Below are 22,461 nucleotides of genomic sequence, written 5' to 3' on the forward strand. Positions count from 1 at the left end.
GGTCAAGTTTTAGAGGATTGCCGGTGAGCGATACGACGAACCAGAGCAACGATACCCAGGCGCAGAAGGGACCGATTATCCCGAAGTCGCCCAGCGAAGCCCTGCGTCCGGAGCGCGTTCCGGAGCCGCCGAAGCGGTCCAAGAAAGCCCGCGGCCAGGTCGTTCTTTTCCTGAACTTCATCATGACGATGGCGGTTCTGGTCTGTGTCGTCGCCGTCATCGGCTTCTACTATGCCACATCGACCTATCGGAACCCGGGCCCGCTGCAGACCAACACCAATTTCATCGTCCGCAACGGCGCTGGTCTGACCGAAATCGCCTCGAACCTCGAGCGCAACGCGATCATTAGCGATGCCCGCATCTTCCGCTATCTCACGGCAACGCATCTTTCTGCCGGTGAGAGCCTGAAGGCGGGTGAATACGAGATCAAGGCGAGGGCCTCCATGAGGGATATCATGGAGCTGCTGAAATCGGGCAAGTCCATTCTCTATTCCGTTTCCTTCCCCGAGGGCCTGACGGTCCGCCAGATGTTCGACCGCATGCTGCAGGATACCGTGCTGGAGGGCGACTTGCCGGCGGCATTGCCGACCGAGGGCAGCCTGCGTCCGGATACCTACAAATTCTCGCGCGGCACCAAGCGCTCGGAAATCATCGAACAGATGGCGGCTGCGCAGCAGAAGCTCGTCGATCAGATCTGGGACAAGCGTGACTCGTCGCTGCCGCTGCGATCCAAGGAGGAGTTCGTGACACTCGCCTCGATCGTCGAAAAGGAAACCGGGGTTCCCGACGAGCGTGCTCATGTTGCCTCCGTTTTCCTGAACCGGCTCAGCAAGGGCATGCGCCTGCAGTCCGACCCAACGATCATCTACGGCCTCTTCGGCGGCGAGGGTAAACCGGCCGACCGGCCGATCTACCAGTCGGACCTGAAGCGGGACACACCTTACAACACCTATGTCATCAAGGGTCTGCCGCCGACGCCGATCGCCAATCCCGGCAAGGATGCGCTGGAAGCCGTCGCCAATCCCTGGAAGACGCAGGATCTCTATTTCGTCGCCGACGGCTCCGGTGGCCATGTTTTCTCTGCGACGCTCGAGGAGCACAATGCCAACGTCAAGCGCTGGCGCAAGCTCGAAGCCGACAAGGGTTCGGACCCGAACATCGCTGTCGACGGCCAACCGGAAGAGCAGCCGGCGGATAATGGCGCGACCGTCGCGCCGCCGAAGAAAAAGAAGATCAACTGAGACTTTCGGGAGGCTCGCATGGCTTTGCAGTCCATGACCGGTTTTGCGCGGCGCGAGGGAACGAGCGGCCGCTGGCGCTGGGCATGGGAACTGCGCTCGGTCAACGGCAAGGGCCTTGACCTGCGCCTGCGCCTGCCGCCCGGTCTCGAACGCATGGAGTCAGAGGTCCGCCGCCTCGCCGGAGAAAGCTTCAGCCGAGGCAACCTGCAGGCATCGCTATCCGTCACCGCCGACGAGAACCGTTTCGAGGCGGTGCTGAACAAGCAAGCGCTTGCCGCCGTGCTGGCCATGCGCGAGCAACTGGACGGTGTCATCGATCCGGCGCCGCTGAAGCTCGATACGCTGCTGCTGGTGCGCGGCATCGTCGAATTCCGCGAAAGCGAGGATGGCGAGGAGGCGCTTGCCGCCCGTGACGCCGACATCGCTGCCGGCCTGCTGGCCGCGCTTGCCGATCTGAGAGCGATGCGCGAACAGGAAGGGGCGGCACTGGCCCGCATTCTTCACGATCACGTCACGACGATCGAAGGCCTCACGCGGACGATCGAGGCCGATCCATCGCGCTCGCCGCAGGAGATCGCCGCGCGGCTTGCCGCGCAGGTCGCCTTGTTGATGGACGGCATGGCCGCGCTCGACCGCGACAGGCTGCATGCCGAAGCCGCGCTACTGGCGACCAAGGCGGATCTGCGCGAGGAAATCGATCGTCTGAAGGCTCATATCGCCGCAGCGCGCGATCTCCTGGTGAAAGGTGGCCCCGCCGGGCGCCGACTGGACTTCCTTGCACAGGAATTTAACCGCGAATCGAATACCATCTGCTCGAAGTCGAATGCCTCGGCGGTCACCGCCGCCGGCATCGAGCTGAAAGTCGTGATCGACCAGTTCCGTGAGCAGGTCCAGAATTTGGAGTAAGACATGAAACCGGCGAAATCCTCGCCCGTGCAGATCGCCCGCCGCGGTTTGATGCTTGTCATCTCGTCGCCATCAGGCGCCGGCAAGTCCACCATCGCGCGCACGCTGCTGGAGACCGATAGGCAAATCGGCCTTTCCGTCAGCGTCACCACGCGCCAGCGCCGCCCGAGCGAAGTCGAGGATGTGCATTACCACTTCAAGAGTGTGCGCGAGTTTGAGCGGTTGCGCGATAGCGACGCGCTGCTCGAATGGGCCGAGGTGCATGGCAATTTCTACGGCACGCCGCGTGAGCCCGTCGAGCAGGCCATGGGCGAAGGCCGCGACATGCTCTTCGACATCGATTGGCAGGGCGCCCAGCAATTGCAGGAGAAGATGTCGGCCGACGTCGTCTCGATCTTCGTGCTGCCGCCGACCATGACCGAGCTCCAGTCGCGGCTGCACCGCCGTGCCGAGGATTCCGAGGAGGTCATCCAGACGCGCCTCGCCAACAGCCGCGCCGAGATCGCCCACTGGCGCGAATACGACTATGTCATCGTCAATGACGATCTCAACGCCGCCCTCGACGCCGTCCAGTCGATCGTCAAGGCCGAACGCCTGCGCCGCGACCGCCGCCATGGCATGTTCGACTTCGTCCGCGAGTTGCTGGAAGAGACGCCGTCGCTTTAAAGCGTGATGCCGAAAAGTCTGCGCGATTTCGTGATGAGACACCAAATCTGAAAGATTGCGACGCGCTTTAGAGGCTGTTCGCCAGCAGACAGAACTCCTCGACGGACAGGGTTTCCGCCCGACGCGCCGGATCGATTCCGGCCTTGACGAGCAGGCTCTCGCCGCCGAGCGATTTCAGGCTTTGGCGCAGCATCTTGCGGCGCTGGCCGAAGGCCGCCTGTGTCACCTTTTCCAGATTGCCGACAGCGCAGGGGATCGGGTTATCGCGGGGGGTCAGTTGCACGACCGTCGACGTCACCTTTGGTGGCGGCGTGAAGGCTTGCGGCGGCACGTCGAAGGCCATGCGTGCCTCCGTCCGCCAGCCGCAGAGCACGCCGAGACGGCCGTAATGATCGTCGTCTTCGTTGGCGACGATACGCTCGCCGACTTCCTTCTGAAACATCAGCGTCAGCGACTGCCAGAACGGCGGCCAGGCTTTCGGCAGCAGCCAGTTGACCAACAACTGCGTGCCGACATTGTAGGGCAGGTTGGCGATGATCTTGATCGGGCCTTCCGGCGCCAATGTCTCGAAATCCGTCTTCAGCGCATCACCTTCGATCACCTCCAGCCGGCCGGGATAATGATCGGCGATCTCGGCAAGTGCCGGCAGGCAGCGTGTATCCCGCTCGATGGCGATAACCTTCCTGGCGCCGAGCGCCAGGATCGCGCGCGTCAGTCCGCCGGGGCCGGGGCCGACCTCGAAAACGGTCGCATCTTCGAGCGCCCCCGCCGTGCGGGCGATCTTCTGCGTGAGGTTGAGGTCGAGCAGGAAATTTTGCCCGAGCGCCTTGCGTGCATCGAGGCCGTGACGCTGGATGACGTCGCGAAGCGGCGGCAGGCCATCGAGTGCTGCCATCAGCGGCGGCTTTCCGCGCTGCGGCCGAGCTGGGCGGCGAGCTTCAGCGCCGCAACGAGGCTGTCCTCGCGCGCCAGTCCCTTGCCGGCAATGCCGAAAGCGGTGCCGTGATCCGGCGAGGTGCGCACGAAGGGAAGCCCGAGCGTCACGTTGACGCTGTCGTCGAAACCAAGTGCCTTGGCCGGGATCAGCGCCTGATCGTGATACATGCAGATGGCAACGTCGTATCGCGCCCGCGCCTCGTCATGGAACATCGTATCGGCGGGCAGGGGGCCGATCGCATCGATGCCCTCGTCGCGCAGGCGCTCGATCGCCGGACGGATGACGTCCTCGTCCTCCGTGCCGATCGCCCCGCCTTCGCCCGCATGCGGGTTGAGGCCGGCAACGGCGAGCCGCGGCGCCTCGATGCCGAAGCGCTGCCTCAGATCTTCATGGGCGATCCTGCAGGTTTCCGCGATCAGTTCGCCCGTCAGCGCCTGCGGCACGTCGCGGACCGGAATATGGATGGTGACGGGAATGGCCCGGAGCTTCGGTCCGGACAGCATCATTACCGGTGTTACCGGCCGGCCGGTCGCCCTGGCGGCGAGATCGGCGAGAAATTCGGTATGGCCGGGAAACCGGAAACCCGCTTCGTAAAGCACGGCCTTGGCGATCGGATTGGTAACGACTGCGAGCGCCTCGCCGTCAATGACAAGCGACACGGCTTTCTCGATCGACGCGATCGTGCCTTTCGCCGTTGCCGCATGCGGTTCGCCGGCCACGACCTCGATACTAGCCGATATGGTCATGACGGGCAGCGCATCGGCAAACATGCCGGCGGCTTTGCTGGCTTCATCGGTCTCGCGGATCGAGACCGCCAGATTGAGCTGGCGGGCTCTCAACGCCAGAACGTCGGGGTCGCCAATCAGGAAGAAAGGCGGCAACCCGAGTTCTCGCCGCCGGAGCCAAGCCATCAGAGTAATATCCGGCCCGATGCCGGCGGGGTCGCCCTGGCTCAGCGCAAGCGGTCGCGAAAACGGTATCGCCATTGTCGGTCAGCGATAGGCGATCTGCGCCTTTTTGCGCAGTTCATCCAGGTATTTCTTGCTGTTTTCGTTTTCCGGGCTGGCATCCTTGCCGGCCTTGGACTTGTCGAGATCTTCCTGGCGGAAGACCATTTCGGCGGCCTGGTCGTCGGAAACCTGCCGCTGGCTGCAGATTGCCAGATACTCGACGCCCTTGTCGGTGACGCGGGTCCCTGTCGTGTTGCCCTTGGCCTGCTCGACCAGCGGCTTCCAATCCGGCGGGATCTCGGGGGCGAGCAGTCGGCCGAGATCGCGCACGGAAACGTCGCGCATCGTCGCAGCAAACACCTTTGCCTGATCGCAGCCTGGAAATTTGGAGCGCGACGCCTCGGCCTCGCCCTTGCGCTTGCCGGTGATGGCGCCGCGCTTGGCTTGCGGAATGACGAAGATGATCTGCTGCAGCATATATTCCGTCGTCACCGGCTTCTGCTTGTTGTTCTGCATCATGCGCGAGACGAGATCATAGTTCGACAGCCGCGAGGTCGAGCCGTAGCGGGCGTTGACGACACGCGGCCAGCTCATCTGCACGGCGATGAAACCCTTGAAATGATCGACGCCGACGCCGGCGCGATCGAGGATCTGCGACATCTGCTCGGGGGAAAGCTTGTTGCCGCTCGAAAAGCGCGCGAAAGAAGCATCGACGTCCTGCTGCGACACCGACATACGGACGCGAGCGACTTCCTGCCGCTTGAGCGCCTCGTCGATCAGTTGCTCCTCGGCGGTCTTGGCATCGGCCTTCGTACGCTGCAGGCGCAGGAAGGCTTGGCGCTTGGCGACGTCGCCGCTGGTGATGGCGGTGCCGTTCACCACGGCTTTGACTTCGCTTGCTGCAAGCGCTGGACCGGCAAAACCTGTCAGCAATGCAAGAGCTGCCGCGGCGAGGAATTTGGTTATGGCTTTTTTCGCGTCAATCATCTGTTGACCTCCCGATAGCGCCGCGAGACGTTGTTCGCGGCGTTCTTACCACAGTGCGAGACACGCTGAAATCGCTTCCGTCACGGCGCGAAACTCCTATGCCTCAGATACCGACTGGCGGCAATGTCCTGCACAGGCTTACGGCGAAAGAATGGCTTCAGGCCATGTTTGCGCCGATCGCCCGTCATTCGAGGGTGTCGGAGCCGATCTTGATGTCGCCGAGCGTGCGGAAGGTCAGCCGTGCGCCGATCGTCCAGTCGCTTCCCGACTCGTCGTCGGAATCTCTGCTGTCCGTATAGGCGATCGTGAAGATCGTGCATTCGTCCTCATAAGAGAGGCCAACCGTCCGCCGGCTGATCACATCATTGTTCAGATCCCAGGCAATGCCACCGAAAATCGACCAGTAATCCTTGAACTTGACGCTGCTGTTCGTTTGGATCTCGTCATTGTCCTCGGCAAAGCCATATGCCGGCTGGGCGCTGAGATGGGTGTAGGTCAGCTGCGTCGCGAAGGTGTCGTTCTGGTAGGCCGTCGTCAGATCGCCGCGGCGGAATTCGAAATCTTTTTCGTCGAGCCGGTAGGAGGCTGCGACGGAAACGCCGTACGGTGTTTCGACGCCGCCAAGGCCGACATAATCGGAGCGGTCGGTTTCAAGGCCCGAATCCGCGCCGACATTGACGAGGTCATCGGTCGCAAACGAGTTCTGGCCGGCGATCTGATAGGACTGGCCGAAAATGCCGTGCAGCTTGTAACCGCTGTCGAATGTACCGGTGTACTGAACGCCGATATTGGCGCGGGTGCCGCCTTCGACCCGGTCGTAGCCCGAGAACTTGTCGCGGTCGAACAGCGAGGTGGCGTCGAAGACGAAGCTTTGCGCATCCTCGTTCGGCAGGCGGCCTGCCAGTTGCTCGTCGGGGCGGGCATAGATCTGCGCGATCGGCTCGAGGATATGGGTGCTGTTAGCCGTCGTCATCAGGATAGGATAACGCATCTCCAGACCGGCTGTGAACATCGAGCGGGTAGCAGAATTGCCGTCGACGTAGTTGCCGGTGTAGCCGGTCGGATCATCCATGTTCAGCGCGAAGGCATCGCCGCGCGCGGCCAGCAGCGGTGTGATCACCAGGCCGGTCGGCGTGACGTAGGTGCGCTTCCACTGCAGCTCGGCAGTCAGACGCGAAATCTGGCCTTTCAGGCCGCGGAAACGGTCGAAGCCGTCGACGGTATAGAAGTCGTCATGTGTGCGCGAAATATTCGTCAGGTTGACATCCGCCGAAAGCTCGCCGCCGGCAAGCGGCTGCGGCGCCACATAGTGATAGTCGAGCGACGGATAGACGATCGCCTGCTGCTTTTCGGCGGTATTCGTCCGATCGGCATCCTGGACGTCGAAATAGAACGCCCGCATGTCGAAATAATTGCGTTTCCCGAGCCCCGTCAGGTAGATCTGGTTGGTACGATCCGTACCGGTCAGGCCCCGCAGCTTGTACGTTTTTGAGAAATTGTTGTCGCTCTGCGTCATGACGTCCCAGCCGAACGTCCAGCGCGGATTGATGCGGAATTCGGCCTTGGAAGCCACCATGCCACGTTGCTCGGCTTCGGCATCGCTGGTGCCGGAGCTGAAGTTGCCCGGTTTTGCCTGGTCGATGCCGGCGACGCGCAGAATATGCGTGCCATTTTCGAAGCGTTGGCGAAATTCGCCTTCGATGAGGAAGCCCTGGGCGGTGTAGCCGGTGGCGGTGACCGTCGCGTCCATGCTCGGCGAGATCACATAGTAATAAGGAACGGAAAGACCGAAGCCGAGATTCTGCGACAGGCTCATCGTCGGAAACAGAAAGCCGGACTTGCGTTTCACCGTATTGTCGGGAACTTCGATGAACGGCAGGAAGGCGATCGGATGGCCGAGCAGCTCGAAGCGCGCTCTCTCCAGACGGATCGTATGCGTCTCGCCATTCTGGATCACCCGCTGGGCCTTGACCTGCCAGAAGGGGGCGCGCTTCGGATCTTCGGCGCAGGGAAGGCAGGCCGTGTAGACGCCCTTGTTGAGAATCATCTTCGTGCCGCCGACGCGCTCGCCGCTTTCGGCGACGATGCGGGTATTGTCGGCGGTCTCGATGCGCAACGAGTTCAGGAACCCGTCGGCGAAATTGTCGGTCACGTCGAGGTTGTCGGCATAGATGCGGTTGCCGTCCGGGCTGACCAGCTCGACATTGCCAAGCGCCATCATCCGGCCGGTCTTCTGATTGTACTCGACCTTCTGCGCGACCATTTTATAGCCGCCATAGTTGATCTGCACGCCGCCGACCGCCGACACCAGATCGGCGTCACGGTTATAGACCAGTTCATTGGCCGAAAGCAGGAGCTTGGCTCCTTCCGGAATGTTCTTCCCGATATCTTGAGCGGACGTGTTGGCCTGGCCGTAGGAGGCTGGGACACTGCCGAAATAGGAACATAGAGTCGCGCCGACAAGCAGGGCAACCAGCTGATTACTAAAATACTTGCGGTCGCCTGCCGCCACTAGCCGTCCTCCTGATGAAGCAGAATAGTCGCACCCAAGGCCAGCGCGACGACCACCGGTATCCACGTCGCCACGAAGGGGGGCACGACTCCACTGCTTCCGAATGCCTTTACAAGCACGGTGACGACATAAAGCATGAAGCCCGAGAGGATGCCACCCAGAATCACGGAGCGGGATTGGTTGAACCGGCTAAATTTTAGGGACACTGTTGCGGCTATGAAAGTCATGGCCACCAGCAGCAATGGCTGGGACAACAGGGAGTTGAATTGCGTCTCCAGCGCCTTGGTCGAAATGCCGAAGGATTTGGCTGCCGCAATTCGGTTGGAAAGGTCAAAGAAACCAATTGTTTCCGGCGCTGTCAGCCGCTCCTGGACGAAGTCCTGTTTCAGATTGGTGCGAAGTTGAACCGAAGCTTTACGCACGGGGATTTCGCCAGGCTTGCGCTCCACTACGGTGTTAAGTTGCCAGTAACCATCTTCCAATTTTGCCGTGGCGGCGTCCTGTCTCAGAATGACCTGACCACTTGAATCGAAATGGATCAGCACCGCGTCGATCAGCTTGGTTCCGTTCTCCTGGACCGTCTGGGCGCCGATGATGACATCGTCCCGGCCACTGATCTGGCGCAGCCACGGAATCTGCGGCGCCTTGCGCAGAACCGCGTTCTCGCCGCGCCAGTCGGATTCGACCAGCAGCGCCTGGCGCTGTCCCCAGGCGGCAAGCGGGTTGAGCGCTACCATCGTCAGCAGGCCGAGCGCCAGCGAGCCGGCGATGAAGGGGAACATGAACTGCCAGACCGAAATGCCGGCGGCGCGCGTGACGACGAGTTCATATTTGCGGTTGAGGCCGATCAGCACCGTCATGCCGACAAACAGTGCGATGAATGGCACAGTCTGCTGCAGGATGAGCGGGAGGCGCACGGCGGTCATCAAGACGCCGCCGCCGATCGTGTAGCCGGGAAGGCCGGACATGCGGCCCGCCGTCTCGCTGAAATCGAGGAGGAAAGAAATCCCCGAGACGCCGATCAGGAACCAGCCCGTCGTCACCAGATAGCGGCGAAAGAAATAACGCGACAATGTCCCGAACATCATTGGGCGGTGCCCCCGCCGGTCCTGCCGGCTGCGGCAAGCAGCCTTTCCTGCATCCGTCTCCAGAAAGACGAAATCCGGTCCCGGATGAACGAAGGCATGACCAGTCGTTTGTGCAGGCCGAGGAAGACGATCGAGACGACGCTGCTGACAATCGGGATGGCGTAGAGGACGGCGATATATTCAGGGTCGGTATCGATCTGATTGGCCGCGTAGAAGGCCGCCCATCGCATCGCGAAGGCATAGGCGAGAGCGCTCACCATCGGATGCAGCCGCGCTTCGCGGTGCGAGCGCGCATCGCCGGCGATCGCCAGTGAAAACAGTGCAAAGACGACAGGCAGAATCCAGTCGGTCAGCCGCCGATGCAGTTCGGCGCGGTAGCTTTGCGGCCGGATCGTAAAGTCCTTGTCGGCCGGATCCGGATTGAACAGGAACCACAGGTCACGGTCGCTGGCGCGCAGCGTCGCCTGTCCGCGATTCTCCGTCATGTCCGATAGGTCGAAGGAATAGGAATCGAAATTGATGACCGAGACGTTGCCATCGGGTGTTTTGCGATGCACCTCGCCTTGATGCATGATCAGCGTCGTGCCCGTGTCGTCGACGGCGCCTTCCTTGGCATAATAGATCAGTTCATAGGCCGGGTCGCGCTCGTCGGCGACGAACAGGCCCTTCAGCATGCGGCCCGCCATCCGCTGCGAGATCTGTACATAGAGGCCTTCGTCGAGCTTGCGGAAGGTCTTTTCTTCGATCACCGAAGAGAGGAGGTCAGCATAGGTCTCTGCGATCATCTGGCGCACGACGGTCTTTGCGCGCGGCTCGACGACGTTGTCGACGAAGAAGGAAAAGACGCTGATGACGGCGGCAAGCAGCAGGATCGGGCGGATCAGCACGCTGCGCCGCGCCCCGGCCGCGTCGATGACGGTGAGCTCGGAATCATTGTTCATCGTCGTCAGCGTCTGGGTGATCGCGATAACGAGAGCGAAGGGCAGCACGACAGGAATGATCGACGGCAGGATCATCGTCGCCAGCTTGGCGAACGAGCCGATCGACTGGCCGCTGTCGGTGACCAGATTGATGCGCTGCAGAACCTGAGTCGTCCAAATGATCGCCAGAACCGGCAGGAGCGCCACGAGAAACATCTGGCCGACGCGCCGCAATATGTATGTCTCGAGTAGTTTCATGCCTGCCCTTGAAAGCACCTGCACGCCCAAACGGCCTTGCAGGAGAATCCCTCTACGCTCTTTGTCGCGCTTTTGCGACAAGCTGGTGTCAAAAATTCATTCAAATTTCAGAATTTTTTTGCTGCTGTTGCGACTCAGTTAACGCCAGCAATGCGGCGAAGACGACAAGCGAAGAAAGCCATCCAAGAACGACGTCGGAAAGATAGTGTGCGCCGAAGGATAGCCGCATCGCCGGGGTGAGGATCGAGATCGCTGCCAGGGGTGCCGCCACCGCATAACGCAGGGATTTCGGCACGAAGAGCAGGAGGCAGAAGAGCCAGCCGGCACTCGCCGCCTCGCCGGAGACGAACGAGCAGTTCGAAACGCATTTTCCGGCAAGCGAACCTGCCTCGACGAAATGCAGCGCACCGCCGAAAATGTCCGTCTGTATCGGCCGCGGCCGGCCCCAATGTTCCTTCAGGACGACATTGACGAGCAGCACCGGCCCGATCAGCAGCGTTCCAAGCGCGACTTTGAGCTTTTGCGCGCGCTGGGCGTTGAAGGTCGCGCCATGCTGCTGGTAGCATTCGACGAGTTTCCACAGCATCACGATCGCCACCACATAGGGCAGGCGGAAGAATAGAGTGCGCAGCAGGTCGAAGGTCGCGACGTCGCGATAGGGAAAGCCGCCGCAGATGCTCCCGGCAGCAGCCGTCGCGTCGCAATCTGCGCCCACGAAAAAAAGCTGGGAAAAATAGATGTCTATTCCGGGAAAGGCGCGGAAGACGGCAAGCAGCGCCCACCACATCCAAAACAGCAGCATGAATGCGCCGAAAGTCGTTTTCGGCAGGCGGATTGCCAGGCCCCGCCATCGATTTTTCGAAAAAACTGTCAACGCGAATATCTACAAAACTGACGAAAACAAGGGAGCCCTGATAGCTGCGGGCGACCATAACAATTGTCGCAAGCCATTGACAGACCCGCCAAACGCGAAATTATCCGCGAGGGACGGATTTCAAAGAATCCCAGCGGAGAAGACATGTCAGTAAAGTTGGAAATTTCATTCTCGAAGTCGGCAAAGCTCAATGGCGGCCTGGCGATCCTGTTGAAGACCGCGGAGGCCGACAGCGCTGCCGGCGCCGATACGGTCGATCCGGCAGGTGTGATCGCCAAGGCTGCCCGGATCGCCCGATTCTCCGCGAAATCCATGAGCGGGCTCGATATTGTCGCACCCGAAGGGGCGCCCGTCGAGCGCATCGTCGTCATCGGGCTCGGCAAGGCAGCTGAACTCACCGCCCATGACTGGCTGAAGGCCGGCGGTGCTGCGGCCTCGAGAATCAAGAACACCGACAAGGCCGCTGTCTTCATCGACGTGCCTGGCCTCGATACCAGCGCGCGGGCAGCTGCCGATTTCGCGCTCGGCATGCTGCTGCGCGCCTATAGCTTCGATACCTACAAGACGAAGAAGAGTGACGAGGAGGAGAAGCCGGCGAAATCCGTCAAGGTGACGATCGTCACCGCCGTTCCGGGTGGTGCCAAGAAGGCGTTTTCCGATTCCGAAGCGATTGCCGGTGGTGTCAACCTTGCCCGCGACCTCGTCAACGAACCGCCGAACGTGCTCGGCCCCGTCGAGTTCGCCGCCAAGGCGAAGGAGCTGGAAAAGCTCGGCGTCGAAGTGGAAATCCTGACGGAGCGCGAAATGCGCCGCCTCGGCATGGGCGCCCTTCTCGGCGTCGCCCAGGGCTCCGTGCGCCCGCCGCGCCTGGCGGTCATGCAGTGGAAGGGCGGCAAGGGCAAGGATCGCCCCGTCGCCTTCATCGGCAAGGGTGTCGTCTTCGATACCGGCGGCATTTCGATCAAGCCGGCCGCCGGCATGGAAGACATGAAGGGCGATATGGGCGGTGCGGCAGCCGTCACCGGCCTCATGCATGTGCTCGCCTCCCGCAAGGCGGCCGTCAACGCCATCGGCATCATCGGCCTGGTCGAGAACATGCCTGACGGTAACGCCCAGCGTCCGGGCGATATCGTCACCTCGATGTCCGGCCAGACGATCGAGGTGATCAACACCGATGCCGAAGGCCGCCTCGTGCTCTGCGATGCGCTCTGGTACTGCAACGACCGCTTCAAGCCGCAGTTCATGATCAATCTCGCCACCCTGACCGGGGCGATCGTCGTCGCACTCGGCAATGTGCATGCCGGCCTATTCTCCAATGACGACCAGCTTTCCGCCCAACTGACGGCAGCCGGTCTTTCGAGCAACGAAAAACTCTGGCGCATGCCGCTCGGCAGGGATTACGACAAGCTGATCGACAGCAAGTTCGCCGATATGAAGAACACCGGCGGGCGACAGGCCGGCTCGATCACGGCCGCGCATTTCCTCAAGCGCTTCGTGCAGGACACGCCTTGGGCGCATCTCGATATTGCCGGCACGGCGATGGGCTCGCCGCAGGACGAGATCAATCAATCCTGGGGTTCCGGCTTCGGCGTGCGCCTGCTCGACGAACTCGTTCGCGCCCATTATGAATCCTGATGACGGACGTTCTCTTCTATCATCTGACCGAATCCAGGCTGGAGGACGCGCTTCCGCCGCTCATCGACAAAAGCGTCGAGCGCGGCTGGCGCGTTGCCGTCCAGACGCGCGAGCCGGCGCGGCGTGATGCTCTCGATCAGCATCTTTGGACTTTCCGCGAGGAGAGCTTCCTGCCGCACGGCACCGACGAGGCGGATTTCGCCGAAAGCCAGCCGGTGCTTTTGACGGTGACACCAGACAATGCCAATGCGGCGACCGTGCGTTTCATCGTCGACGGCGCAGAGCCGCCGCCGGTCGATGCCTATGAGCGCATCGTCTTCATGTTCGACGGTCATGACCAGGAGCAACTGGACACCGCCCGTGCGCAGTGGAAGAAGCTGAAAGGCGAGGGACATAACCTCACCTATTGGCAGCAGACACCGGAAGGGCGATGGGAGAAGAAGGCCTGAGCGTTCGCTACGACGCTGCAGCTCCGCGCGTCTTTTCGAGAGCCGCAAAGGACGCTGCAACACTTTGAATTGCTGCATGAAGCCATCCAGCTTCGCTCTCCCGCCAGCGAACGCCGCTACCGTTTCGAACCTTTATCCTCGTCGAGGTTTGTCAGGATATTGAGGGGTACGATCCCGCCAGCACTTTCCGATGCGTCGAGCGCCTCGACTGCCAAAACATGCTTTCCATTCGGACTGACCAAAGCGAATGCCCACGCCTTGTCGGCAAAGGTGCTGACCGGCATTTCCGCCCAGCCGGCTTGATGCACAAGGCGTTCGGCATAATAAGCCTTGATGGTCTGCGGGTCGGTGGTGCTGGCAAGATTGCGCGCCAGGATACGCATGGACTTCTCTCCGAACCGCCCTTCCAGTTGGCCCAGCACCTTGCGGGTGGCCTGCCAATCCTGGGCCTGGGTCGCCGATCCGAAGGAATATTCCTCGGATCGGGAAATGCCCGGTGGATCAGGCGGCATGACGACCTCTTCGCCCGAACATGCTGCAAGGCCGAGAAGCGGCACCACAAGGATGCCAATCTTCAACACGCGGAAAAATCGGCCCTTGCGGCCAATTTTGTTGCTCATGAGCGGCTGCCCCCGAACACTATTGCCATAGGCCGGCAAATCTTGCCGGTTTCTATGACGTTATTGCGACGCTCAGTCGTGGAAGGCGTCGACGAATTTCCGCTTGCCGAGCATGAAGGCATCGGCGACGTGGCGCAGCGGCGCGAGATCGACATCCGATTTGCCGGCCTTGATGATTTCGGCAAAGCGACGGTAGAGCGAGGGATATTCCTGCTCCGGCTCGGCGAATCTCAGCGCGCCGTCGATCAAAAGCTTGGCGCCGCCCTCGGCGAGCACCATCTGGCCGGCTGCCGTCTCCGCGACGATGTCCCAGCTCTGCTTGCCGGTCTGGCGCCAGTCGAATTCGGCGTGAACCGGCAAGCCGTCCGCATTGCGGAAGTGAATGTCGGCCGCGATCGGTGCATCGCGATTCTCGGGAAATTCGAGCACGGCCTCGGTGATGAAGATCGGCCGCGGCAGGATATGGGTGACGATCGACAGCGCGTTGATGCCGGGATCGAAAACGCCGAGGCCGCCGGCCTGCCAGATCCAGTCCTGGTTCGGATGCCAGTGGCGAACATCCTCCTTCCAGATCACATGCACGCTTTTGATCGTCGTCGCGACAAGAAACGCCTTGGCCGCCTCGACGCCCGGTGCATAGCGCGAATGCCAGCTGGCAAAGAGCGACGCACCCTGCTTGTTCGCCAGCGCTTCGAGATCGGCCACTTCGCTGAGCGTCGCGCCGGGCGGCTTTTCCAGGAAGACGTGCTTGCCGGCGACGAGCGCCTTATAGGCCGCCTCGTAGCGATATTGCGGCGGCATGCAGAGCGAAACGGCGTCGATCGAGGGCTCGGCGTCGAGCATCGCTTCGATCGTCGTATAACTCTTGACGCCTTCGACCGTGCCGTGGCGGCTTGCCGTGGCGACGAGTTCGAAATCCGGGTTCTTGGCGATGGAGGGAAGGTGCTGGTCGCGGACGATCTTGCCGACGCCGACGATGGCGAGGTTGATAGGAGACATGGTGTTTGCTCAAGCCTGTATGAAAAGTATGATTTATTGACCTGTTTGTATCAGAAAGAGGCGCGCCGACAAGCTCTCCTCCTCCATTCTATCGCATCCTAGCGCATGATGGTTTGGCGAAGGAAGCTGTAACCCATCGCTGCACGCGCCGCGCGCTCTTCGGAATTGCCGTCGCCGCCATGCCCGCCCGAGCCGAATTCATGGAAGAGCGGCCGGTGTCCTTCTTCCTCCAGCCGCGCGGCAAAGCGGCGCGCATGCGAGGGATGCACGCGGTCGTCATTGGCGGAGCTTTCGATGTAGATGGGCGGATAGCTGACCTTGGTCGCCGGCCCGACATTGTGAAGCGGCGAATAACCGAGCATGAAGTCCCGGTCGACCGGCGTCTCCGGATCGCCATATTCGTCCATCCAGGCTTGCCCTGCGCTGAACAGGTGGAAGCGTGTCATGTCGAGAACCGGCACCTGGCACCAGACGGCGCCGAAGTCTTGCGGGTAGCGCGTCAGCATCACGCCGGTCAGCAGACCGCCGTTGCTGCCGCCCTGGCAGGCAATCCGCGACGGCACGGTATAGCCGCGGGCGACCAGATCGCGCGCGATGGCGACGAAATCGGCAAACGCCCGGTCTCGCCCCTGCCGCTTGGCGCTGCGATACCAGTCAGGCCCGAATTCGCCGCCGCCGCGAATATAGGCCTGCACATAGGCGCCGCCTTGTTCCAGCCAGCGTCCTGTCACGCCGGAATAGCTTGGCGACAAGGGGACATCGAAGCCGCCATAACCGTAAAGCAGCACCGGCAGCGCGCCCTTGGTCCATTGCTTCGGCAGAACCAACCGGTAGGTAACCCTCGTTCCGTCCTCCGAAACAGCCTCCAGCAGTTCGGATGACATATCGGTCGCATCGAAATAGCTCGGCGCTGCGGCGACGAAAATCGGCTCGGCCTGCCTGCTGCGATCCGACAGCTCGAGGCGGTAACAGACGGGCGGCTGCAGGAAGCCCTGGCCGACGACGAGGAGCGTATCGTCGCCAAGATGCAGATCCGCATGAAGCGGCCTGAAGTGCGCCGTCTGCATGTCGGCCGGCAGTGCGATCTCGCGCTGTTCGGCATCGGGCCTTGTCAGGTCCAGCACCATGAGACGCGGACGCAGCCGATCGGAGATGATGAAGACGCACCACCGCTGCATCAGCATCATCTGCGCGATGGACTGGCCCTCGCCGGGCTGAAACAGGATCCGCTCCGGCCCGAGCAGGGCCGTCTCCGAGGCGGGATCGAAGCGTTGCAGCACGAGGCTGCCGGTCGCAACGCGCTCATCGGTCTTTGCCCGCCAAAGGCAATGATCATGATTGAACTGGAAATCGGCTTCCTTAGGCAGATCGATACGCCGCTGTGTGCCGTCGCTGGCGATCAGGAAAGCGCTGGCCACGCCGATCTCGTGGGCGGCGACGAAAATATCGATCAGTCCGCGATCCGCCGAAGCGCCCGATAGGGCAGGGTCGATGACGAGATTGAAGCCGTAGACGTCCTCGTTCGCGGCTTCGAACATGACGGCGGCATCTTCCGGTCGCTGCCCGCGCTTCAATCGCCGTCCGACGCGCGGCCATCCGGAGCGGGTCGCCGAAAATCTGTCGATGGAACCGAAATAGCAGATTTCGTCGCGGCCGAGCCAAGTGGCATGCGATCGTGCGGCCGGTGTATCGAAGCCGCCCTCGACGACCTGTTTCCGCTCGGCGTCGAATTCGAGCAGCCGGAGAAGGTCGGAGCCGCCATCCGAAAGCGTGAGTAGCACCCGCGTCGGCTCCCATGGGCAGGTGACGGCGCCGCGCCAATTCCAGCGCTTGCCTTCGCTGACGCAGAAGGCGTCGAGATCGAAGACCGGCTCCCAGCCGGCGTCCGGCAGCGGCTCCTGATCTGCCGGCAGGCGGAGCCAGATGCCGAGAGGATTGTCCTTGCTCTGGCGGAAATCGAACAGCCATTCGCCTCGGCGCATCGGAACGATCAGCCTGTCCTGCCGCTCGATCAGCGCCTTGATCGCGTCGCGATCCCTCTCGAATTCAGGTGTTCTCAGTGCCGCGTCGGAAACCCGGTTGTGCTCGTCGATGAACTGGCGGGTGCGCGGATCGTCGTCCGTTTCGAGATGAAGGTTCATATCCGACCTGCCGGCTTCCGTTGACGTCGGACAGATCTAGGCAGCCGGTCCCGACTTGGCAACCCGCCTTACAGCGCCGCGCGTCTCTTCAGACGCGCAGATGCGCTAGCGGACGTCACGAATTGGCCGAGGCGACGACGGTGTTGGGCATCTCGGTCTTCTTGAATTTCGGCGTCACCCTGTGGCTATCCCGCCATCGCTTCTTCGTATTCGGCCGACAGCATCAGCCAGTCTTCCTCGGCGGCTGCCAATTTCGCCGCAGCTTCGCCGCGCTGCTTTGCCTTCTCGGCCGCCTTGGCGGGCGTCTTCTCATAAAGGGCCGGATCCGCAAGTTCCGCGTCAAGCGCCTGAATCTGTTTCTCCAGCTTCGCCGTCAAGGATTCGATTTCGTTGATCTTTTTCCTGAGCGGCGTCAGCGAGGCGCGACGTTCGGCATTGAGCTTGCGCTGGTCGGCCTTCGACGTCGCGTCTTCAACTAGCTGCGGCTTTTCTTCTTTTTTTTTACCGGAACTGACGATCAGGTCGCGGTACTCGTCCATATCGCCTTCGAAGGTCGTCACCGTACCGCCATTGACCAGCCACAGCCGATCGACCGTCGCCTCGATCAGATGGCGATCATGCGAGATCAGGATGACGGCGCCTTCGTAGTCGTTCAGCGCCTCGATTAGCGCGCGGCGGCTATCGATGTCGAGGTGGTTGGTCGGCTCGTCGAGGATCAGCAGATTGGGCGCATTGAAGGCGGCAAGCCCCATCAGCAAGCGGGCTTTTTCGCCGCCGGAAAGATCCTTGGCGGCCGTCGCCATTTTCTCGGTCGCAAGCCCCATCTGGGCGACGCGGGCGCGCACCTTGGCTTCCGGTGCACCGGGCATCAGCCGGCGCACATGCTCTACCGCCGATTGCTCGGGGATGAGGTCGTCGAGCTGGTGCTGCGCGAAGAAGCCGATCTTCAGGCTCGGCGCGATCTTCACTTCACCGCTCTCCGGTGCCAGCCGGCCGGAGATGAATTTGGCGAAGGTCGATTTGCCGTTGCCGTTCGAGCCGAGCAGGGCGATGCGGTCGTCATTGTCGATGCGCAGATTGAGGTTTTTCAGGATCGGATTACCGGGCTCGTAGCCGACGGCGCCGCTCTGGATCGCGACGATCGGCGAAGCCGGCTGCTTTTCCGGTTCGGGAAAAGTGATCGGCTGTACGTGGTCCTCGATGACAGCGGCGACCGTTCCCATGCGCTCCAGCGCCTTGACGCGCGATTGTGCCTGCCGGGCCTTGGAAGCCTTGGCCTTGAAGCGATCGATGAAGCCCTGCAGATGTTTGCGCGCCGCGTCGTTCTTGGCCTTGGCCTTCGTCTGCAATTCGTCGGCTTCCGCCTTCTGCCGCTCGAACTGGTCATATCCGCCGCGATAGAACGTGAGCTTCTTCTGGTCGAGATGGACGATCGCATTGACCGCGTTGTTCAGGAGGTCGCGATCGTGGCTGATGATGATGACGGTATGCGGATAGCGCCTGACATAATCTTCCAGCCACAGCGTGCCTTCGAGGTCGAGATAGTTGGTCGGCTCGTCGAGCAGGAGCAGGTCCGGCTCGGAAAACAGCACGGCGGCAAGGGCGACGCGCATGCGCCAGCCGCCGGAGAAGGAGGAGGCGGGGCGGGCCTGCGCGTCCTTGTCGAAGCCGAGGCCGGCAAGAATGCTCGCCGCGCGCGCTTCGGCCGAATGCGCGTCGATATCGACAAGACGCATCTGGATTTCGGCGATGCGATGCGGATCGGTCGCCGTTTCCGCCTCGGCGACGAGAGCGGTGCGTTCCTTGTCCGCGGCAAGCACGATCTCGATCAGCGCGTCCTCGGTCGCCGGCGCTTCCTGTGCCACCTGGCCGATGCGTGCGGCCTTGGGGATCGACACAGTTCCGCTCTCCGAACCGAGATCGCCGGTGATGACGCGAAAAAGCGTGGACTTGCCGGCGCCGTTGCGCCCGACGAGCCCTGCCTTCGTGCCTGAAGGCAGCGAAACGCTGGCGTTGTCGAGAAGCAGGCGCCCGGCGATGCGGGCGGAAATATCGGTGAGCGTGATCATGGCCGGCGTTTTGGCCGAAAGCGCTCGACAAGGCAAGAGCGCTTCTCCCCGCGCCAAGCTTGCTTGTGCGCTGACAAGCTTGCTTATCCCCGGGACAAGCTTGCTTGTCCCACCGCAAGCCTGCTTGTCCGCCGCCTCAGCGGCCGAAAGCCTGCACCGGTTGTCGGGGGTTCGACTGCGCGGCGAGAAGCGCCACGCGGGCATTGGCCTGCAACTGTCCCGGCGTTGCCGCGTCGGTGCTGAGCGCCACGCCGATCGAAATGGTGAGCCTGCCCGGATCGGTCTTGTCGGATGTCGCGAAGACGAGATTGTCCTCGACGGAGGCACGCAGGCGGTCGGCGATAGCGATTGCATCCTGCATGCCGACATTGGAAAACAACAGGGCGAATTCGTCTGCCTCCGTGCGGGCGACGAAATCGTTTTTCTTGACCGACTTGCTGAGCAGGCCGGCGAGCTTCTTCAGGAGCTTGTTGCCGGCCTGGGTGCCGTATTTCTCGTTGAGATCGGTGAAATTGTCGATATCGACCATGATCAGCGCGCTACCGGCGGCACCTTCTTCGCGCTTGTAGAGATCGGCGATCGTCCGGTTCAGCGCGATGCGGTTTGGAAGTCCAGTGATCCTGTCGGCGATCGCAGCCGATTGCATCGCCGAAATGCCGCGCTCCAGCGTTTCCAGCGTCTTGATATCGTCCTGCAGCTTCGCGCCGATTTCCATCTCCGCTGCAAGAACGGTCGAAAGCGAGGCAGTGAGGTAGTCGATCTCGCTGAGGAAGGCGGCAAGGCTCTGATCGTCATGGCCGGAAACGGATTTCAGGATCGTGCCGCAGGCGCGCGCAAAGGCGTTCTTGTGCTTCAGCCCTTCGGCAAGCCTTTCCGCCACGTCGCGCAGCATCCGGCTCGCCTCGTTCCGCGACGTCTCGCCCGCCAGCCCGCAATGGCCGACGAGGCGGTATTTCAGGCCGAGTTCATCGAGCATCGGCTGTTGCGGCTGGGACCCGAGTGCCGCGATATCCTGCGCAAGGCCCGCATTGAGTCCGACGATCGCCTCGTGAAAGAGTTCGTAGTTGCGCGGTAGTGCCGCGACGTTGAGACGCGCCATGTGCTGGGCGATTTTCTGAATATCCGCCATCGGCGCGGCGCGCGCGGCCTCGCGCGGCACCAATGCGTTTGCGCTTGCATTCTGCATGACGATCCCTCACGACCCGGCCTCATCTCTCACATCCGCTATGCCCGCAAGCTTTTAAGAGAGGCTGAACTTTCAACCGGAAGCCCTGGATTCGCGGGCGGAACCGGTAAAGGCGGTTAACGCGGCCTTGATGGCGAAGGCCTCACATCCATTCACGGCCCTCAACCCGCAGAAAGTAGATGAGGTCCAAACTAAGGCTCGGCTTGCCGAGCGCCGTCAGCGTCATGTGGCATTGGCCGCGGTGATGGGTCTGGTGATTGAAGAGATGCGCGAGCGCCGGCGCCAGTGGCTGGGTGACCTTGATCGGCTGTGTCACCGGCACATAGGTGAAGTCGGCGGCGAGGGTTTTCTCGTCCAGCATGCCCGTCCAGGCAATGATCCGCTCGTCCTCTGCTTTGCGTGCGGCGGCAAGCGCATCCAGATCTTCGAAGAGCACGGCATCGAGTGTCGCCGGCGCTTCGCCGGTGCCGGTGAAGCGTTTCATCCATATCCGGTCGGCGACGAGCAGGTGATTGAGCGTGCGATGCAGCGAGCCGAAGAAGGCGCCGCAATCGCTGCGGAACTCCGCATCGCTGAGTTCTGCCGCAGCCGCATAGACTTGCGTGTTGGCCCAGCGATTATAGGCGGCGAACATCCTGTAATGTCTGAGCATTCAGTCCCTCCCGCATTGGTCACGGCAGTTTAGCCCCTTTTCCCGAAAATCGCAGTGATGAGCTCATGAAATTTCCTGATTTGATCGCAGGCGCTTTCTGTCGTGGAATGGATGGGAGCTGCGATCTCGAAAGGACTGTTATGACCAGAGCCCTCTATTCCCTCTGCGGCGCCGACGAGCGGCGCTTCTTTTCGCCCCATTGCTGGAAGGCGGTGATGGCGCTGGCGCATAAGGGGCTCGATTTCGAGGAGATTCCGACGACCTATGCTCGCATCCGCGCGATCGGCGGCGGCGTCTCGTCGATCGTGCCCGTTCTCGACGATAATGGCCGGCTGATCCCCGACAGTTTCGACATCGCCCTCTATCTGGAGGAGGCCTATCCCGAGCGGCCGTCACTGTTCAACGGCGAGGGCGGCAAGGCGCTGTCGCGCATGGTAGAAGGTTATTCGCAGATGATCATCCATCCAGCGATCATGCGCATCGCCCTTCTCGACATCCATGCGAACCTCGATGAGGCAGACAAGGCCTATTTCCGCGAAAGCCGGGAGGCTCGGCTTGGCAAGCCGTTGGAAGTAGTTGCGGCCGACAGCGAGGCGGAGAAAGCCGCCTTCGGCGCCAAGCTGGAGCCGCTCCGGCACATGCTGAAGTTCCAACCCTTCATCGGCGGGCAAACGCCGCTCTTTGCCGACTATATCGTCTTTGGCGCGCTGCAATGGCTGCGGGTCTCCGCCGGTCTCGCCATGCTGGCTGCCGACGATCCTGTCATGGCCTGGTTCGAACGCTGCCTCGATCTTCATGAAAGCCGCGGCAGGACTGTGACAGCGGCGTGAAATTGCCGCCTACCTCTTGTTTTCAGGCGTTGGGGCGGGTAAAGACCGCGCACTTTTCCCGAGAAAACAGAGGATTTGACTATGGCGATTGAACGCACCTTCTCGATGATCAAGCCGGACGCGACCAAGCGCAACCTGACGGGCGCCATCACCAAGATGCTCGAAGATGCCGGCCTGCGTGTCGTCGCTTCCAAGCGCGTCTGGATGAGCCGTCGCGAAGCCGAAGGCTTCTACGCCGTTCACAAGGACCGTCCCTTCTTCGGCGAACTGGTCGAAGGCATGACCTCCGGCCCGACCATCGTCCAGGTGCTGGAAGGCGAAGGCGCGATCCTCAAGAACCGCGAGATCATGGGCGCGACCAACCCGGCAAACGCTGACGAAGGCACGATCCGCAAGGTTCACGCTCTGTCGATCGGCGAAAATTCCGTTCACGGCTCGGACGCTCCGGAGACGGCTGCCGAGGAAATCAAGTACTGGTTCTCCGATACCGAAATCGTCGGCTGAGGCCACGCTTCGGCATTCGCTGGCAATGCCTTGAATT

At 61.8% G+C, this 22,461-nt stretch carries 20 protein-coding genes; 7 read left to right on the forward strand and 13 right to left on the reverse strand.

The window, feature by feature from the left end:
* Positions 1–23 precede the first annotated feature (23 nt).
* Genes mltG through gmk form a run of 3 tightly spaced genes read left to right on the forward strand, consistent with a single transcriptional unit; the run spans position 24 to position 2,813 of the window.
* The gene (mltG, locus tag BA011_RS03640) at positions 24–1,241 is read left to right on the forward strand and encodes an endolytic transglycosylase MltG (RefSeq protein WP_065282398.1); all 1,218 of its coding nucleotides are present in this window, start codon (positions 24–26) and stop codon (positions 1,239–1,241) included.
* 18 nt (positions 1,242–1,259) lie between these two features.
* The gene (locus BA011_RS03645; RefSeq protein ID WP_065279475.1) at positions 1,260–2,147 is read left to right on the forward strand and encodes a YicC/YloC family endoribonuclease; all 888 of its coding nucleotides are present in this window, start codon (positions 1,260–1,262) and stop codon (positions 2,145–2,147) included.
* Positions 2,148–2,150: 3 nt separating this feature from the next.
* Positions 2,151–2,813 carry a guanylate kinase gene (gmk, locus tag BA011_RS03650; protein WP_003547062.1) on the forward strand — a complete coding sequence of 221 codons (663 nt, stop codon included), beginning with the start codon at positions 2,151–2,153 and terminating at the stop codon, positions 2,811–2,813.
* Between the two features lie 67 nt (positions 2,814–2,880).
* Here gmk and rsmA read toward each other — a convergent pair whose 3' ends face one another.
* The 7 genes from rsmA to BA011_RS03685 all read right to left on the reverse strand — a co-directional run bounded on the left by rsmA (position 2,881) and on the right by BA011_RS03685 (position 11,339).
* Positions 2,881–3,708 (reverse strand): 16S rRNA (adenine(1518)-N(6)/adenine(1519)-N(6))-dimethyltransferase RsmA, encoded by an 828-nt coding sequence (gene rsmA / locus BA011_RS03655; RefSeq protein ID WP_017959810.1) that lies wholly within the window; start codon positions 3,706–3,708, stop codon positions 2,881–2,883.
* The gene (gene pdxA, locus BA011_RS03660) at positions 3,708–4,736 is read right to left on the reverse strand and encodes a 4-hydroxythreonine-4-phosphate dehydrogenase PdxA (RefSeq protein WP_065279476.1); all 1,029 of its coding nucleotides are present in this window, start codon (positions 4,734–4,736) and stop codon (positions 3,708–3,710) included. The genes rsmA and pdxA overlap by 1 nt, the downstream gene beginning before the upstream one ends.
* Positions 4,737–4,742: 6 nt before the next feature.
* On the reverse strand, positions 4,743–5,687 hold the full coding sequence (locus BA011_RS03665) for a peptidylprolyl isomerase (RefSeq protein WP_065279477.1): 945 nt from the start codon (positions 5,685–5,687) through the stop codon (positions 4,743–4,745).
* 184 nt (positions 5,688–5,871) lie between these two features.
* The gene (locus tag BA011_RS03670; protein WP_065279478.1) at positions 5,872–8,199 is read right to left on the reverse strand and encodes an LPS-assembly protein LptD; all 2,328 of its coding nucleotides are present in this window, start codon (positions 8,197–8,199) and stop codon (positions 5,872–5,874) included.
* The gene (gene lptG, locus BA011_RS03675; RefSeq protein ID WP_065279479.1) at positions 8,199–9,287 is read right to left on the reverse strand and encodes an LPS export ABC transporter permease LptG; all 1,089 of its coding nucleotides are present in this window, start codon (positions 9,285–9,287) and stop codon (positions 8,199–8,201) included. Before lptG ends, BA011_RS03670 begins: the two co-directional genes overlap by 1 nt.
* Positions 9,284–10,465 carry an LPS export ABC transporter permease LptF gene (lptF, locus tag BA011_RS03680; RefSeq protein WP_065282399.1) on the reverse strand — a complete coding sequence of 394 codons (1,182 nt, stop codon included), beginning with the start codon at positions 10,463–10,465 and terminating at the stop codon, positions 9,284–9,286. The genes lptG and lptF overlap by 4 nt, the downstream gene beginning before the upstream one ends.
* A 100-nt stretch (positions 10,466–10,565) precedes the next feature.
* Positions 10,566–11,339 (reverse strand): phosphatase PAP2 family protein, encoded by a 774-nt coding sequence (locus tag BA011_RS03685; RefSeq protein WP_065279480.1) that lies wholly within the window; start codon positions 11,337–11,339, stop codon positions 10,566–10,568.
* A gap of 144 nt (positions 11,340–11,483) precedes the next feature.
* Here BA011_RS03685 and BA011_RS03690 point away from each other — a divergent pair, with 144 nt between their 5' ends.
* Both BA011_RS03690 and BA011_RS03695 read left to right on the forward strand, forming a co-directional pair.
* Positions 11,484–12,974 carry a leucyl aminopeptidase gene (locus BA011_RS03690; RefSeq protein WP_065279481.1) on the forward strand — a complete coding sequence of 497 codons (1,491 nt, stop codon included), beginning with the start codon at positions 11,484–11,486 and terminating at the stop codon, positions 12,972–12,974.
* Positions 12,974–13,423: a DNA polymerase III subunit chi gene (locus BA011_RS03695; protein ID WP_065279482.1), complete on the forward strand. Its 450-nt coding sequence runs from the start codon at positions 12,974–12,976 to the stop codon at positions 13,421–13,423. Before BA011_RS03690 ends, BA011_RS03695 begins: the two co-directional genes overlap by 1 nt.
* 116 nt (positions 13,424–13,539) lie before the next feature.
* Here BA011_RS03695 and BA011_RS03700 read toward each other — a convergent pair whose 3' ends face one another.
* The 6 genes from BA011_RS03700 to BA011_RS03725 all read right to left on the reverse strand — a co-directional run bounded on the left by BA011_RS03700 (position 13,540) and on the right by BA011_RS03725 (position 21,090).
* Positions 13,540–14,043, reverse strand: coding sequence for a hypothetical protein (locus BA011_RS03700; protein WP_065279483.1), 504 nt, complete (start codon positions 14,041–14,043; stop codon positions 13,540–13,542).
* 72 nt (positions 14,044–14,115) lie between these two features.
* Positions 14,116–15,042, reverse strand: a complete 927-nt coding sequence (locus BA011_RS03705; protein ID WP_065279484.1) for a Gfo/Idh/MocA family protein — start codon at positions 15,040–15,042, stop codon at positions 14,116–14,118.
* A 98-nt stretch (positions 15,043–15,140) separates the two neighbouring features.
* Positions 15,141–17,183 carry a prolyl oligopeptidase family serine peptidase gene (locus tag BA011_RS03710; protein WP_065279485.1) on the reverse strand — a complete coding sequence of 681 codons (2,043 nt, stop codon included), beginning with the start codon at positions 17,181–17,183 and terminating at the stop codon, positions 15,141–15,143.
* A 185-nt stretch (positions 17,184–17,368) separates the two neighbouring features.
* Positions 17,369–19,252 carry an ABC-F family ATP-binding cassette domain-containing protein gene (locus BA011_RS03715; protein WP_065282400.1) on the reverse strand — a complete coding sequence of 628 codons (1,884 nt, stop codon included), beginning with the start codon at positions 19,250–19,252 and terminating at the stop codon, positions 17,369–17,371.
* Positions 19,253–19,388: 136 nt separating this feature from the next.
* Positions 19,389–20,438, reverse strand: coding sequence for a GGDEF domain-containing protein (locus BA011_RS03720; protein ID WP_065279486.1), 1,050 nt, complete (start codon positions 20,436–20,438; stop codon positions 19,389–19,391).
* Positions 20,439–20,580: 142 nt separating this feature from the next.
* Positions 20,581–21,090: a DinB family protein gene (locus tag BA011_RS03725; protein ID WP_065279487.1), complete on the reverse strand. Its 510-nt coding sequence runs from the start codon at positions 21,088–21,090 to the stop codon at positions 20,581–20,583.
* Positions 21,091–21,230: 140 nt separating this feature from the next.
* Here BA011_RS03725 and BA011_RS03730 point away from each other — a divergent pair, with 140 nt between their 5' ends.
* Together BA011_RS03730 and ndk are read left to right on the forward strand one after the other, a co-directional pair.
* Complete coding sequence (locus tag BA011_RS03730) at positions 21,231–21,920, forward strand: glutathione S-transferase family protein (RefSeq protein WP_065279488.1); 690 nt, start codon at positions 21,231–21,233, stop codon at positions 21,918–21,920.
* An 81-nt stretch (positions 21,921–22,001) separates the two neighbouring features.
* Positions 22,002–22,424, forward strand: a complete 423-nt coding sequence (gene ndk, locus BA011_RS03735; RefSeq protein ID WP_065279489.1) for a nucleoside-diphosphate kinase — start codon at positions 22,002–22,004, stop codon at positions 22,422–22,424.
* The last annotated feature ends 37 nt before the right edge of the window (positions 22,425–22,461 follow it).

Origin of the sequence: Rhizobium leguminosarum (assembly GCF_001679785.1) — a bacterium.
Taxonomy (GTDB): domain Bacteria; phylum Pseudomonadota; class Alphaproteobacteria; order Rhizobiales; family Rhizobiaceae; genus Rhizobium; species Rhizobium leguminosarum_R.

Bases quoted from the DNA above. Each gene is read 5' to 3' on its own strand.
- BA011_RS03645 (WP_065279475.1), top strand. From the start codon at position 1,260: ATGGCTTTGCAGTCCATGACCGGTTTTGCGCGGCGCGAGGGAACGAGC.
- gmk (WP_003547062.1), top strand. From the start codon at position 2,151: ATGAAACCGGCGAAATCCTCGCCCGTGCAGATCGCCCGCCGCGGTTTG.
- rsmA (WP_017959810.1), bottom strand. From the start codon at position 3,708: ATGGCAGCACTCGATGGCCTGCCGCCGCTTCGCGACGTCATCCAGCGT.
- pdxA (WP_065279476.1), bottom strand. From the start codon at position 4,736: ATGGCGATACCGTTTTCGCGACCGCTTGCGCTGAGCCAGGGCGACCCC.
- BA011_RS03665 (WP_065279477.1), bottom strand. From the start codon at position 5,687: ATGATTGACGCGAAAAAAGCCATAACCAAATTCCTCGCCGCGGCAGCT.
- lptG (WP_065279479.1), bottom strand. From the start codon at position 9,287: ATGATGTTCGGGACATTGTCGCGTTATTTCTTTCGCCGCTATCTGGTG.
- lptF (WP_065282399.1), bottom strand. From the start codon at position 10,465: ATGAAACTACTCGAGACATACATATTGCGGCGCGTCGGCCAGATGTTT.
- BA011_RS03690 (WP_065279481.1), top strand. From the start codon at position 11,484: ATGTCAGTAAAGTTGGAAATTTCATTCTCGAAGTCGGCAAAGCTCAAT.
- BA011_RS03695 (WP_065279482.1), top strand. From the start codon at position 12,974: ATGACGGACGTTCTCTTCTATCATCTGACCGAATCCAGGCTGGAGGAC.
- BA011_RS03700 (WP_065279483.1), bottom strand. From the start codon at position 14,043: ATGAGCAACAAAATTGGCCGCAAGGGCCGATTTTTCCGCGTGTTGAAG.
- BA011_RS03705 (WP_065279484.1), bottom strand. From the start codon at position 15,042: ATGTCTCCTATCAACCTCGCCATCGTCGGCGTCGGCAAGATCGTCCGC.
- BA011_RS03710 (WP_065279485.1), bottom strand. From the start codon at position 17,183: ATGAACCTTCATCTCGAAACGGACGACGATCCGCGCACCCGCCAGTTC.
- BA011_RS03715 (WP_065282400.1), bottom strand. From the start codon at position 19,252: ATGATCACGCTCACCGATATTTCCGCCCGCATCGCCGGGCGCCTGCTT.
- BA011_RS03720 (WP_065279486.1), bottom strand. From the start codon at position 20,438: ATGCAGAATGCAAGCGCAAACGCATTGGTGCCGCGCGAGGCCGCGCGC.
- BA011_RS03725 (WP_065279487.1), bottom strand. From the start codon at position 21,090: ATGCTCAGACATTACAGGATGTTCGCCGCCTATAATCGCTGGGCCAAC.
- BA011_RS03730 (WP_065279488.1), top strand. From the start codon at position 21,231: ATGACCAGAGCCCTCTATTCCCTCTGCGGCGCCGACGAGCGGCGCTTC.
- ndk (WP_065279489.1), top strand. From the start codon at position 22,002: ATGGCGATTGAACGCACCTTCTCGATGATCAAGCCGGACGCGACCAAG.